13 protein-coding genes are annotated in these 13,548 nt (G+C 58.1%); 10 read left to right on the top strand and 3 right to left on the bottom strand.

Going from position 1 to position 13,548, the window contains the following annotated elements:
- Nucleotides 1-37 precede the first annotated feature (37 nt).
- Genes NOR97_RS13205 through NOR97_RS13195 form a run of 3 tightly spaced genes read left to right on the top strand, consistent with a single transcriptional unit; the run spans nucleotide 38 to nucleotide 1,567 of the window.
- Nucleotides 38-508: an SRPBCC family protein gene (locus NOR97_RS13205; protein ID WP_257599379.1), complete on the top strand. Its 471-nt coding sequence runs from the start codon at nucleotides 38-40 to the stop codon at nucleotides 506-508.
- Nucleotides 509-532: 24 nt separating this feature from the next.
- The gene (locus tag NOR97_RS13200) at nucleotides 533-1,000 is read left to right on the top strand and encodes a GNAT family N-acetyltransferase (RefSeq protein WP_257599378.1); all 468 of its coding nucleotides are present in this window, start codon (nucleotides 533-535) and stop codon (nucleotides 998-1,000) included.
- Between the two features lie 24 nt (nucleotides 1,001-1,024).
- The gene (locus NOR97_RS13195) at nucleotides 1,025-1,567 is read left to right on the top strand and encodes a chloramphenicol phosphotransferase CPT family protein (protein WP_170347285.1); all 543 of its coding nucleotides are present in this window, start codon (nucleotides 1,025-1,027) and stop codon (nucleotides 1,565-1,567) included.
- A gap of 4 nt (nucleotides 1,568-1,571) precedes the next feature.
- On the opposite strand, the gene NOR97_RS13190 is transcribed toward NOR97_RS13195, so the two are convergent.
- Complete coding sequence (locus tag NOR97_RS13190) at nucleotides 1,572-2,405, bottom strand: prephenate dehydratase (RefSeq protein ID WP_170347284.1); 834 nt, start codon at nucleotides 2,403-2,405, stop codon at nucleotides 1,572-1,574.
- A 120-nt stretch (nucleotides 2,406-2,525) separates the two neighbouring features.
- On the opposite strand from NOR97_RS13190, the gene NOR97_RS13185 reads away from it, so the two are divergent.
- From NOR97_RS13185 to NOR97_RS13165, 5 genes are all read left to right on the top strand, one after another.
- Entirely contained in the window at nucleotides 2,526-3,038 is a 513-nt protein-coding gene (locus NOR97_RS13185; RefSeq protein WP_170347303.1) for a cytochrome c family protein, read from the top strand.
- A gap of 170 nt (nucleotides 3,039-3,208) precedes the next feature.
- A complete protein-coding gene (locus NOR97_RS13180; protein ID WP_257599377.1) occupies nucleotides 3,209-5,113 on the top strand; it encodes an extracellular solute-binding protein in 1,905 nt (634 codons plus the stop codon).
- A gap of 1 nt (nucleotide 5,114) precedes the next feature.
- Nucleotides 5,115-6,209 carry a microcin C ABC transporter permease YejB gene (locus NOR97_RS13175; protein ID WP_152459198.1) on the top strand — a complete coding sequence of 365 codons (1,095 nt, stop codon included), beginning with the start codon at nucleotides 5,115-5,117 and terminating at the stop codon, nucleotides 6,207-6,209.
- A complete protein-coding gene (locus tag NOR97_RS13170) occupies nucleotides 6,210-7,316 on the top strand; it encodes an ABC transporter permease (protein WP_257599376.1) in 1,107 nt (368 codons plus the stop codon).
- The gene (locus tag NOR97_RS13165) at nucleotides 7,313-8,890 is read left to right on the top strand and encodes an ABC transporter ATP-binding protein (protein ID WP_170347281.1); all 1,578 of its coding nucleotides are present in this window, start codon (nucleotides 7,313-7,315) and stop codon (nucleotides 8,888-8,890) included. Before NOR97_RS13170 ends, NOR97_RS13165 begins: the two co-directional genes overlap by 4 nt.
- Nucleotides 8,891-8,914: 24 nt before the next feature.
- Here the strand turns inward: NOR97_RS13165 and NOR97_RS13160 are convergent, their stop codons facing one another.
- A complete protein-coding gene (locus NOR97_RS13160; RefSeq protein ID WP_257599375.1) occupies nucleotides 8,915-10,843 on the bottom strand; it encodes an elongation factor G in 1,929 nt (642 codons plus the stop codon).
- Between the two features lie 212 nt (nucleotides 10,844-11,055).
- Nucleotides 11,056-12,411, bottom strand: a complete 1,356-nt coding sequence (gene hemN, locus NOR97_RS13155) for an oxygen-independent coproporphyrinogen III oxidase (protein ID WP_257599374.1) — start codon at nucleotides 12,409-12,411, stop codon at nucleotides 11,056-11,058.
- A 61-nt stretch (nucleotides 12,412-12,472) separates the two neighbouring features.
- Between hemN and fnrL the strand changes: the two genes are divergently transcribed.
- Together fnrL and NOR97_RS13145 are read left to right on the top strand one after the other, a co-directional pair.
- Nucleotides 12,473-13,216: a transcriptional regulator FnrL gene (fnrL, locus tag NOR97_RS13150; protein WP_257599373.1), complete on the top strand. Its 744-nt coding sequence runs from the start codon at nucleotides 12,473-12,475 to the stop codon at nucleotides 13,214-13,216.
- 71 nt (nucleotides 13,217-13,287) lie between these two features.
- Nucleotides 13,288-13,542, top strand: coding sequence for a GlsB/YeaQ/YmgE family stress response membrane protein (locus NOR97_RS13145; protein WP_170347277.1), 255 nt, complete (start codon nucleotides 13,288-13,290; stop codon nucleotides 13,540-13,542).
- Nucleotides 13,543-13,548: the final 6 nt, after the last annotated feature.

The raw sequence follows: 13,548 nt of genomic DNA, 5'->3' as shown, positions 1-13,548 counted from the left end.
GGAAAAACTGGTGAAGCCATAAACAGCAAAGGTCACTATGCAGTTTTCAGCGCGGGAAGATATCGAAGCCCCTATCAATTCGGTATTCGACATGGTGTCGGATTTCGAGAGGTTCGAGCGTATGGCGATGCGTCGTGGCATCGACGTGCGGCGCCTCGGCGCGGATGCAATGGTGATTGCTGGCACCGAATGGAAAACGGAATTCAGGTTGCGTGGAAAGCCGCGTCAGATGTCGGTGGTGATGACGGACTATGACAAGCCGTCGCAAATGCGGTTCGAGGCGGCCAGCAAAGGGATGACCGGCCTGACGACAGTGGATTTTCTGGCCCTGTCCCCGCGTCGGACACGCCTGAGCGTTGAGATGTCCTTGGCCGCAAAATCCTTGCCCGCGCGGTTGCTGTTGCAGTCCATGAAGCTTGGACAGTCAAAGTTCCGCAAGCAATTCCAGGTGCGGTTCAGCGAGTTTGCGCGTGAACTGGAGCAGCGCCATTTCCACAGCCGGCAGTAAGACTCGGCGGAGGATGCTTTGAACATGTACGACCTTAGAGATCTGCGGGAAAGCGACGCAGACGGTCTAGCTGACGTACTGAGCGAGATATTCAAAGCAGGAAAACGTTTGACCGCAGGCAGCAAGGACTTTGTTCACGAGCGCTATATTCACGACCCCCAACGTATCAGGTGCACGGTCGCAGTTGATCCGGACGGTCGAATTCTGGGCTTTCAATCCCTGAAGGAGGCAGAGAAAGACAACCTGTACGGAACACCTGTTGGATGGGGCGTAATCGGAACGCATATCCGTCCGTCTGCTGCGCGGATGGGAATTGGTCGAAAGCTGTTTGCCTGCTCACTGGAAGCCGCTCGAGCGCATGGTTTGCCAGCCATCGACGCAACGATTGGCAAGGACAACGCCGAAGGTCTGGCCTATTACGAGGCGATGGGTTTCAGGGCATACAGGCATGCCCCCGGTGAGATATCCAAGGTATTCAGACTGGATGCCTAGCGGTTCGGACGCTGTGGAGGACGGATGGCGAGCATAATCTTCCTGCACGGGGCGTCGAGCAGCGGAAAGAGCACGATTGCGCGGGCATTGCAGCAGAGTATCAAGGAGCCGTTCTGGCATATCTCGATTGATCATCTGCGCGATTCCGGTGTTCTGCCTACGGCCGGGTACAAAAACGGAGCGTTTGACTGGAAGGCAGACCGCGCAAAGGTTTTTGACGGGTTTCATGCATCACTGGCCGCCTATGCGGATGCGGGTAACAACCTGATAATAGAACATATCCTGGACACCCCGAAATGGGCTGATGATCTGAGATCGCTGTTGGCTCAGCACGACATCCTGTTCGTGGCGGTTCATTGCCCGCTGGCCCTGTTGGTTGAGCGCGAGCGCCTTCGGGGCGACCGCGAACTGGGCAGCGCTGCGCGCGACCATTCCTTGATTCACGACGGCAGGGTTTACGACATCGAGATCGACTCGGCCGAAGGTGTCGAGGCAAATGTTCAATCGATACTTCAGGCGTGGCGCGGTGATACGCGCCGATCCGAGTTTGGCAGGAATGCCGAATGATGTCTCAGCCGCGCGGATGGGCCGCTGGGTAGACGCCAAGAATCTCGACATTGGTCGTGAAATGTTCCAGCTCGTCCATGGCCAGCTGCACGTTACGGTCTTCGGGATGTCCAACGATGTCCGCATAAAACTGCGTTGCCGTGAAGGACCCGTCGACCATATAGCTTTCCAGCTTGGTCATGTTGATCCCGTTCGTGGCAAAGCCACCCATTGCCTTGTAAAGCGCGGCCGGGATGTTGCGGACCTGAAAAACGAAGCTGGTGATCATTTCATACTCACCCCGACGAGACAGATCCGCCTCTCGGGACATGACAAGGAAACGGGTCGTGTTGTCGTCATTGTCCTCGATATGGCGGGCCAGCACGTTCAGGTCGTAGATTTCAGCCGCAAGTTCGCTGGCCAGAGCGGCGGAATGCAAATCCCCGATTTCGGCCACTTCGCGCGCAGCGCGGGCATTGTCGGGACTAACACGGCCGCGAATACCGTGTTCTTTCAGGAAGCCGGAGCACTGCGGCAGCAGCACCAGATGCGAATGCGCTTCGGTGATGTCCTCCAGCTTGGCGCCGGGTACACCAAGAAGGTTGATGTGAACACGCACGAACGCTTCATCGATGATATGAAGCCCGCTATGCGGCAGCAGCCGGTGAATGTCGGCAACCCGACCATAGGTCGTGTTTTCGACCGGCAGCATCGCCAGATCGGCCGCGCCCGAGCGAACTGATTCGATCACGTCCTCGAATGTGCGGCAGGGCAGGGCCTCCATTTCGGGGCGTGCGTTGCGGCAGGCCTCGTGACTGTAGGCGCCGGGTTCGCCCTGAAAAGCAATGCGATTGGTCATTTGGTCGATTCCATGCAACAAGTTCGCGATTTGGTCGTTTCGTCGCGGTGTCTATACCTTGCCTCTCGCAAGTGGAAGCCTTAGACACCTGCCCAGACAGCTGAAATGGACACGCGATCAATGTTCGACACGATGACAGTTACCAAGGCCGCCGCAGGCCTGTTCGGCACTTTCCTGGTGCTGCTTCTGGCCAAATGGGGGGCGGACATCCTCTATGCTTCCGGTGGCCATGGCTCGGCTGAGGCCGCCTACATTATCGAAACCGAAAGCTCGGGCGAAAGCGCCGACGGCGAAGAGGTGGTCTTCGAAGATCTGCTGGCCGCCGCTGACGTCGAGAAGGGCGCGAAAGTATTCCGCAAGTGCACCGCGTGCCACAAGCTGGAAGACGGCGCGAATGGCACCGGCCCTTATCTGTACGGCGTTGTTGATCGCCCGGTCGCTTCGGCAAAAGGTTTCACCGGTTATTCAGCCGCTATGCAGGCGCATGGTGGAAACTGGACGCCCGAAGCGCTGGATGCGTTCCTGACCAAGCCCAGCAGCTATATCTCGGGCACTTCGATGAGCTTTGCCGGCTTGAAAAAACCGCAGGACCGCGCAGACGTGATTGCCTATCTGCAAACAATCGGCAACTGATTGCCTGACAGGCCAGACAAGTTGAGAGCCGCTGCCCCGCGCAGCGGCTTTTTTTATCTGAAGGGAACTTCACAAAGCGCACACGCATTCTAAACTTGAAACTGTCAGCGTTGGCACTTTAGCTAGCGTATGCGACAAAAAAGATGACAATGACCCAGAGGATGAGCCACATGATATCCCTAATGCCTGCTGCACGTGATCTTAAGGTCAGGCCATTGGCTGGCATATTCGGGCTTTGTGCTGTTCTTCTCTCACCGCAAGCCGCTTTGGCATTGGACGAGGGGGTTACCCGCAGTCATGGATATTCGTATTTCGGAAATCTGGATTACCCTGCTGACTATCCGCATCTGAATTATGTGAATCCAGATGCGCCCAAAGGTGGTGAGTTGTCCTTGGCGGCTTCAGGGACGTTCGATTCCCTCAATCCCTATTCCCGCAAGGGGCGCGCAGGCGCCTTGACTACGCTGCAATATGACCGCCTGTTCGAAAGCTCGGATGACGGAGTCGGGCAGTATTACGGCGTGCTGGCGGAAAGCCTGGAATATGATGAAGGGCGCAACTACGTCATTTTCCATTTGCGACCCGAAGCAACCTTTTGGGATGGCACGCCGGTGACGGCCGAGGATGTCGTTTACAGCCACCGCCTGTTCATCGAACAGGGCCTGCCTTCGTACGCCCAAGCCGTGGGCCGCATGGTGACGGGGGCCGAAGCGCTGGATGATCACACGGTCAAGTTCACGTTCAATCCGGAAGTCACCCGCCGCAGTTTGATCGAAACCGTTGGGTCGACCCCCGTCTTTTCGAAAGCATGGTTCGAGGCGGACGAGTCCCGGCGCCTGGATGAGCCGCGGCTGGAAGTGGCGGTCGGATCGGGCCCCTATAAACTCGACAGCTATGACATCAATCGCCGTATCGTTTACAAGCGACGAGACGACTATTGGGGTAAGGATCTGCCATTCAATGTCGGTCGCAACAATTTCGATACGATCCGCGTCGAGTATTTTGCCGATCAGACAGCGGCGTTCGAGGGGTTCAAGGCCGGTGAATACACGTTGCGGATTGAAAGTGATCCCAAGCTTTGGGCGACGGCATATGATTTCCCGAAGATGAACGAAGGTGTGATCGTACGGGACGAGATACCGGATGGCAGCCCGCCAACACCGTCAGGCTTCGTCTTCAACCTCGGAAAACCGCAGTTTTCAGACAAGAACGTACGCAAGGCCCTTGCCCTGGCCTTCAATTTCGAATGGGCCAATGAATCCCTGCTGTTTGGTCTGAATTCACCGCGCAATTCCTTTACACAAGGCACCCCGTTGGAAGCGCAAGGCCTGCCCGAGGGCGATGAGCTGGCGTTTCTTCAAGGGCTGGGTGAGGTTGTGCCCGAGGACCTTCTTTCAGAACCTGCCGTGACGGTACACGAGTCAAACCCCGCGCGTCTGAATGATCGCAGAAATCTGCGAAAAGCCGCGAAACTGCTGGACGAGGCCGGGTGGCCCGTCGGCGATGGCAACGTGCGGCGCAACGCGGAAGGGCAGACGCTCAGGGTGGATTTCCCCTATCCTTCAAACCTGCCGACCTCGACGGCCACGATGATTGAAACCTATGTCCAGAACCTGCAAGCCATTGGCGTGGATGCGTCGGCGGAAAAGGTTGACCCGGCGCAATACACGCTGCGCAGCCGCGAGCGGGACTATGACATGGTCTATTCCACACGATACGGGTCTTTTTTGTCGACCGGCGGCGGGTTGAGCCAGATGTACGGGTCGAAAGAGGCTGCATTCAGTCTTTTCAACCCGGCCGGATTGGCCAGCCCTTTGGTTGACGCAATCATCGAAGCATCCTTTGATACCGACAATCAGGCGGATCAGGACGCGGCGTTGAAGGCGTTGGATCGCGCCCTCAGGTATGAGTTCTTCGTGATCCCCGTAGGATACATCGCTGACCACTGGGTGGCATATTACGATATGTATGAATACCCGGAAAACCTGCCGCCTTATTCGCTGGGCTATCTGGATCTGTGGTGGATCAATCCGGAAAAAGAGGCTGCACTGAAAGCGAAAGGCGCGCTGCGATAACATGGGCGCCTATATTCTAAGACGTTTGTTGCTGATCATCCCGACCCTTCTGGGCATCATGATCGTCAACTTCACGCTGGTACAATTCGTGCCTGGCGGTCCGGTCGAGCAGATCATTGCCCAGATCGAAGGTCAGGGGGATGTATTCGCCGGATTTGCAGGTGCGGGCGATGCCGGCGCGGGTTCAGAGCCGGCGGGCGGCGTTTTCGACGACAAATATGTCGGTGCGCGAGGCCTGCCGCCCGAGTTCATTGCTGAACTTGAAAAGGAATTCGGTTTCGACAAACCGCCTCTGGAGCGGTTCCTGATCATGATGGGCAACTATCTGACGCTGGACTTCGGCGAAAGCTATTTCCGCTCGATCAGCGTGATTGATCTGGTGCTCGAGAAAATGCCGGTCTCGATCTCGCTGGGCCTGTGGTCAACATTGATTGCCTATCTGGTTTCGATCCCTCTGGGCATTCGCAAGGCGATCAGGGACGGTTCGCAGTTCGACACGTGGACCAGCGCTGCGATCATCGTGGCCTATGCGATCCCTGGCTTTCTGTTTGCCATCCTGCTGCTGGTGCTTTTCGCCGGTGGATCCTATTGGCAGATCTTCCCGCTGCGGGGGCTGACATCCGACAACTGGGACAGCCTGAGTCTCTTTGGCAAGATCGCGGATTACTTCTGGCATATCGCGCTGCCGACGATTGCGCTGACGATCTCGGCCTTTGCGACGCTGACGCTGCTGACCAAGAACTCGTTTCTCGATGAGATCAAAAAGCAATATGTCATGACCGCCCGCGCCAAAGGTCTGAGCGAACGCAAGGTGCTGTATGGCCATGTGTTCCGCAACGCGATGCTGATCGTCATAGCCGGATTTCCGGCCGTGTTCATCGGCGTGTTCTTCGGAGGCTCGATCATCATTGAAACGATCTTCTCACTTGATGGTCTGGGACGTCTGGGTTTTGAAGCTGCCGTGGCGCGGGATTACCCGGTGATCTTCGGCACGCTGTTCATCTTTGGCCTGATGGGCCTGGTCGTCGGTATCATCAGCGACCTGATGTATGTGCTGGTCGACCCGCGCATCGATTTCGAAAAGCGGGAGGGGTAAATGGCATTGTCCCCCCTGAACCAGCGCCGCTGGAGCAATTTCTGCCGCAACAGGCGCGCTTTCTGGTCATTGATCATTTTCTCAGTGCTGTTCGGTCTGTCGCTGTTTGCCGAGTTCATCGCCAACGATAAACCGATCCTCGTTAAATACCGGGGTGAGTTCTATACACCGGTCTTCAACTTCTACGCGGAAACCGATTTTGGCGGAGACTTCCAGACGGAGGCGATCTATCGCGACCCCGAGGTTCAGTGTCTGATAGACAGTGGCGGCCTTGAAGAGTGTTTCGACGATCCCGAAGGCATTATCGAACAGATCGATGCCGGCACGTTCCAGGCGGAAGGGTTCGAGCGTGGCTGGTCGATTTGGCCGTTGATCCCTTATTCCTACAACACATCGGTCGATCGCCCCGGGGCTGCGCCCTTGCCACCCAACGGCCAGAACCTGCTGGGCACCGATGACACCAAGCGCGACGTTCTTGCCCGCGTGATCTATGGTTTCCGCCTGTCGATCCTGTTCACGCTGATCGTGACGGGCGCCGCCAGTCTGATCGGTATTTTCGCCGGTGCCATACAGGGCTTCTTCGGCGGTTGGCTGGATCTGATCTTGCAGCGGATCATCGAGATCTGGTCAGCGACGCCCTCGCTTTACGTCATCATCATCATGTTCGCGGTGCTGGGGCGCAGCTTCTGGCTGCTGGTCGCGTTGATGATCCTGTTCAGCTGGACCGGGCTGGTTGGTGTGGTGCGCGCAGAATTCCTGCGGGCGCGAAACCTTGAATATGTGCGCGCTGCGCGGGCGCTGGGCGTGGGCAACATGACCATCATGTTCCGCCACATGCTGCCCAACGCGATGGTGGCCACGCTGACCTTCATGCCCTTCATCGTCACCGGCACCATAGGCGGGCTGGCTTCGCTGGATTATCTGGGTTTTGGCCTTCCCTCTTCGGCCCCCTCGCTGGGAGAGCTCACCTTGCAGGCGAAACAGAACCTTCAGGCCCCGTGGCTGGCCTTCACGGCCTTTTTCACCTTTGCCATCATGCTGTCCCTGCTGGTCTTCATCTTTGAGGGCGTGCGGGATGCGTTCGATCCCAGAAAGACCTTCTCATGAGCCTGCTGGATGTAAACAACCTGAAGGTCTCGTTCCGGCAGGACGGTCAGATCAGTGCTGCGGTTCGGGGCGTGTCGTTCCATGTCGATCGCGGGGAAACCGTGGCGCTGGTGGGCGAATCCGGATCGGGCAAATCTGTCACCGCGCTCAGCACCGTATCGTTGCTGGGCGACAGCGCCATCGTCGACGGGTCCGTCACCTATGACGGGCAGGAGATGATCGGCGCCTCGGAGCAGCGTCTGATGGATGTGCGCGGCAATGACATCAGCTTCATTTTCCAAGAGCCGATGACATCGCTGAACCCACTGCACACGATCCAGAAGCAGATGGCGGAATCGTTGGCCCTGCATCAGGGGGTGACGGGTGATGTCGCGCGCGAACGGATTCTTGAACTGTTGAACAAGGTCGGTATCCGCGACCCCGAAGACCGGCTGGACAGCTATCCGCACCAGTTGTCAGGCGGACAGCGGCAGCGAGTGATGATCGCCATGGCGCTGGCGAACAAGCCGGACATCCTGATCGCCGATGAACCGACGACGGCGTTGGATGTAACCATTCAGGCACAGATCCTCGAGTTGCTGGCCAGTTTGCAGAAATCCGAAAACATGGGGATGCTGTTCATCACCCACGATCTGGGCATTGTGCGCCGGATCGCTGATCGGGTCTGTGTGATGAAGGATGGTGAGATCGTCGAGACCGGTGCGACTGCCGAGATCTTCGACAACCCGCAGCACCCCTATACCCGCAAGCTCCTGGCCGCGGAACCTTCGGGTCAGCCAGACGCCGTTGCAACAGATGCCGAGGAAGTCGCGCGCACTGATCATCTGAAGGTCTGGTTCCCGATCCAACGGGGATTTCTGAAACGCACGGTCGGCTATGTGAAGGCGGTGAATGACGCCTCGCTGAGTGTACGCGCGGGTGAGACTTTGGGGATCGTGGGTGAAAGCGGGTCGGGCAAGACCACGCTGGCGCTGGCGATCATGCGTCTGATCGCGTCCGAAGGCGGCATCACCTTCCGCGATCAGGATGTTCGAAAATGGTCCACGCGAGAGCTGCGCCGACTGCGCAAGGATATGCAGATCGTGTTTCAGGACCCGTTCGGCAGCCTCAGCCCACGTATGACCTGTCAGCAGATCATCGCGGAAGGTCTGGCCATTCACAACGTTGATCCTCATCGCGCGCCGCGCGAGCTGGTCGCTGAGGTGATGAACGAAGTGGGCCTGGATCCTGCGGCGATGGACCGGTATCCGCACGAGTTTTCGGGCGGGCAGCGTCAGCGCATCGCGATTGCGCGCGCGATGGTCTTGCGACCCAAGCTGCTGGTACTGGACGAACCGACCAGCGCGCTGGACATGACGGTTCAGGTTCAGATCGTCGATCTGCTGCGCGATCTGCAAAAGAAATACGGGCTGGCCTATCTGTTCATCAGCCATGACCTGAAAGTTGTGCGGGCGATGTCGCACAAGGTGATCGTCATGCGAAACGGAGATGTGGTTGAAATGGGCACGGCCGAGGATTTGTTCGAAAATGCCCAGACCGACTATACCCGTGAATTGATTGCTGCGGCGGGCTGAAATCAGCCCGCCACCGTCAGGCCGTCAGGCGCTTGCCTTTTCTTTGGATGCCGCTTTCGGCACCGGTCCGCGCAGTTCTTCATAGTGATCAAAGCTCAGCTTGACCCACCCGGTTCCGCGCGTGGCGCTGGCAAGAGTGCGATGCAACTCATCCTCGGCCACGGCGGGTATCAGGGCGTTGAAAATCTCCCAGCCTGATGCGTTTGGGTTGCCCTCAAATCCCAGAACCTGTCCTTGCAGAGAGCTGATCGTCGGCACCAGGTCGCCAACAAAATCAGAAGGCAGGTGGATTTCGGCGTTCAGGATCGGCTGCAAAACAACGGGCTTGGCCTGTGGCAGCGCTTCGCGCACGGCGTTCTTGCCCGCGGTGCGGAAGGCATAATCGGAACTGTCCACGTTGTGATGCTTGCCGTCATGCAGCGTGACCTTCACATCCACCACCGGAAAGCCCTCGGGGCCTTGCTCCAGCGCGTCCCTGGCGCCCTGTTCCACGGATGGGATGTAATTCTTGGGCACCGCGCCTCCCTTGACCACCTCTTCGAACTGGAACCCAGATCCGCGCGGCAGCGGTGCGACCGAGATCACGACATCCGCGAATTGCCCGGCCCCGCCGGATTGTTTGCGGTGTCTGTGGCGATGTTCGACAGGTGTTCGGATGGTTTCGCGATAGGCGGTTTCGACTTGGTCGGTTTCAATCTCGATCCCGAAATCCTCGGCCAGCTTGGCGGTCACGCGTCGCATGTGCTGCGGACCCTGAGACCCAAGAACGGCGTGGCCGGTAAGCTCATCCTGTTGCAGGTGAAGGCCGGGGTCGATCTCGGCCAGACGGCTCAGGGCGTTGGACAGGCGCACATCGTCCCGCTCATGCGCAGGCGAGACGATCTGACGATGCGCCACCGGATGCGAGGCCGCCCATTCCGGCAGTTCCGTCGCCGAATTGCTGTCGTAGATATAGCCGGGGTTGAGGTGATCGGATTTCACCGCCAGACCAATCTGCCCGGCCTCAAGCGTGGCGATCTGGGTTTTGGCATCCAGCGTTGTCAGGTTGCCGACGGTCTCACCGCCCAAGGCTTCATGGGCTTGCACGCCGTCCCCCAGGCCGCGCAGTATGACGATTTTTCCGATGTGTTTTTTGACATCCGCAAAACCGGCAATGGCGCGGGCGCTGTCTCCGGCCTCGTCGCGCCCGGCGGCGATATCAAATTCGGGGGCTTCGTGTCGCAGAGCCTTCATCAGGCGCGTCAGCCCGTTGCCGTGGCTTGCGGCACCCAGACAGGCGGGAATCAACTGATGGTTCTTCAGGACCTGTGCCGCCAGGCCATAGACCTCGTCGCTTGGCGGCTGTTTGTCTTCGATGAGCTGTTCCAGCAGGGTGTCATCGAAATCGGACAGGGTCTCCAGCAGCTCGGTTCGGGCCTCCTGCTCACGGTCTTCGACGGATTGAGGCAGTTCGATCAGGGCCGAGGGCTGGCCCTCCTGATATTTCCAAGCCCGTTCCGAGATCAGATCAACCGCCCCGATGATCGTATCCCCTTCGCGGATCGGGACCTGACGCAGGGCGATGTGATGGGTGCAGTATGTTTGCAATGCGGCGATGATATCGCGGATGCGGCCGTTGGGATTGTCCATCCGGTTGATGAAGAGAAAACACGGGATGCCGGCCTCTTCTACCAGTCGCAGGTAGGGCGCGCACAAAACGGCGGCATTCGGGTCGGGGGGCACGACAACTACGGCAGCGTCCGATATAGCCATTGCCGGTCCGACATAGGCCAGAGCATCGCCGCCCCCGTCAACGTCGATCGCGCACCAGGGCTCGTCCAGGTAAGAAAAACCGTGCAAATGCACGGTTTCGGAAACATCGAATGTGGTGGGGCGCCCGTCGAGGCGGCTGATGGCCTCGACAAGCGTAGATTTGCCCGATTGACTGGGCCCGAGGACGGTGAATACGCGCATGAGTGTTGTCCCTCTTTCAGGTTGCAGATTGGCTGCACGAAAGGGACCGACCGACGCGTTGGCGTCGACAAGGATTGTCTGTATTTTGCCCGCCTCAGGCCGCAGAGCGAGATGCCGCCCTACAGCATGAGTGTGGGAAAAACCGCAGGCGTGCGTCAAGCCCCTGATGTGTTTTGCGCGTGACGGGCCGAATGCTGCCCGCCGAAAAAGGGTCAGATGGCCGAGCTGTGCCCGGCTTTGCTGAGGTCATAGGCGTCAAAGCTGCGGGCGATCATCCGGGTCAGCGCCCGCGCTTCGGGCGGTATGAAAAGCCCGGTTTCAGTGATTTGCAGCATCCCGTCGAAAGATGCATTGGCTGCGTGATACATCTCGTCCAGTTCAGCGGCTGATACATCGTGATCCCGCAGGATTTCTGCCGTGTCGATTTTGAAATCGCACATCAGTGCCTCGATCAGGCGGGCACGCAGAATGTCCTGACCCTTGAAGAGGTGCCCTCGGGATGTCGAAAACTGCCCATCGCGAATGGCTTTGGTGTGGACAGAGGTGGCCGGAGCGTTTTGCGCATAGCCTTGCGGGAAGCGCGAGATCGAGCTGGCCCCGACACCAATCAGAACATCGGCCTGATCGTCGGTGTAACCCTGGAAGTTCCGCTTGAGGCGGCCCGCGCGCAAAGCGTGGGTCAGCCCGTCATCCTGAGTGGCGAAATGGTCGATGCCGATTTCGGCATAATTGTCCCAAAGAAACAAACGCCGGGCCGTGTCGAACAGCTCGAGGCGCTGTTCCGGTGTGGGCAGGGCGTCCGACGGAATAAGCTGCTGCCGCTTGGCCATCCAAGGCACATGGGCATAGCCGTAAAGCGCCACGCGATCCGGGCTGAGCGACAGGAGCTTCTGTACGCTTTCCGTCATGCGCGCCTTGGTCTGATGCGGCAGGCCGTAAAGAATATCCGCATTCAGGCTGGCGATGCCGCGTGCGCGGATCATGTCGATGGCGTCGCGCGTGGTGTCATAGCTTTGGATGCGGCCGATGGTTTTCTGGATTTCGTCGTCGAAATCCTGCACCCCGATCGAAGCACGGTTCATGCCCGCGTCTGCCAGCGCATCCAGACGCGCCTCGTCAATCTCGTTCGGATCGATCTCGACCGAGAATTCGGCATCAGGCCCCATGGGCACGATACCCAGGATGTGTTGTGCCAGTTCACGCATCAGTTGGGCGTTCAGCAACGTTGGCGTGCCACCGCCCCAGTGCAGGCGCGACAGAACCACACCTTCGGGCAAACGTGCTGCCAGAAGATCCAGTTCGGCCTTCAGAACGTCGACATAGGCGATCACCGGATTGTCGGTTTGTGTTCCTTGTGTCCGGCAGGCACAGAACCAGCATAGCCTGCGGCAGAATGGGACATGGATGTACAAGGAAATGGCACTGCCGGGTTTGATCCCGGAAATCCAGTCGCCAAACATATCTGCTCCCACGTCGTTGCTGAAGTGGGGGGCGGTGGGATAGCTTGTGTAACGCGGTACTTTCGCGTCAAATAGTCCAAGCTTTGCCAATTGTGGTTTCACTATCATGGCGATACCCTTAGGGGACAGAGGACACTGGTGCTTTGATGGAGATCAAGTGGGAACGCGCATGACAGTAAAAGCACAATTTGACCATTCAAATTGCGGAGATTGCCCGATTCGTCATCGCGCCGTCTGTGCCCAATGTGATGCCGACGAGCTGGAAGAGCTTGAAGGCATTAAATATTATCGCAGCTTTGAAGCGGGTCAGACGATCATCTGGTCTGGGGATCAGATGAGTTTCGTCGGCTCGGTCGTGGCCGGAATCGCGTCGTTGACCCAGACGATGGAAGATGGCCGCACTCAAATGGTTGGCCTGCTGCTGCCCAGCGATTTCGTTGGCCGCCCGGGTCGCGATACTGCGCCTTATGATGTTCAGGCGACGACGGATGTCGTGATGTGCTGTTTCCGCAAGAAACCGTTCGAAGAGCTGATGGACCAAACCCCACATATTGCGCATCGTCTTTTGCAGATGACGTTGGACGAGCTTGACGCTGCCCGCGAGTGGATGCTGGTTCTGGGTCGAAAGACGGCGCGTGAGAAGATTGCCAGCCTGCTGTCGATCATTGCGCGCCGGGACGCTTCGGTCAGCCAAAAGGGTCTGACTGGATCTATAGTGTTCGACCTGCCCCTGACCCGAGAAGCAATGGCGGATTACCTTGGTTTGACACTGGAAACGGTCAGTCGCCAGATTTCGGCTTTGAAAAAAGACGGGGTGATCACACTTGAAGGAAAGCGACACGTGACCATCCCCGATCTGGGCCGCCTGATGGAAGAGGCAGGTGACGATTCGGATGGCGGCTTTCCGGTCTGACGCGAACGGTTTTTGACCGCCAACAGCCGTCGCGGTCTTGTTCGCAGGAATGTCTGATTCAGGAGATCGACATGGAATTTACCAGTTTGTTGGCAATGCTTTTGGTCGGCGCAATCGCCGGTTGGCTGTCTGGCAAGATCATGGAAGGCCGGGGGTTCGGTCTTTTCGGCAACATCATTGTCGGAATCGTCGGCGCGTTTCTTGCGGGGTTGATTTTTCCGGCACTTGGATTTGCCGTTGGCGGCGGCCTGCTGTCGTCTATCTTCTTCGCAACAGTAGGCGCCGTGATCCTGTTGTTCCTGATAGGCCTCATCCGCAGAGGATGACAAAAG

This window comes from Ruegeria sp. YS9 (assembly GCF_024628725.1).
Classification (GTDB): domain Bacteria; phylum Pseudomonadota; class Alphaproteobacteria; order Rhodobacterales; family Rhodobacteraceae; genus Ruegeria; species Ruegeria atlantica_C.
This window is presented reverse-complemented; position numbering and strand designations above follow the sequence as displayed.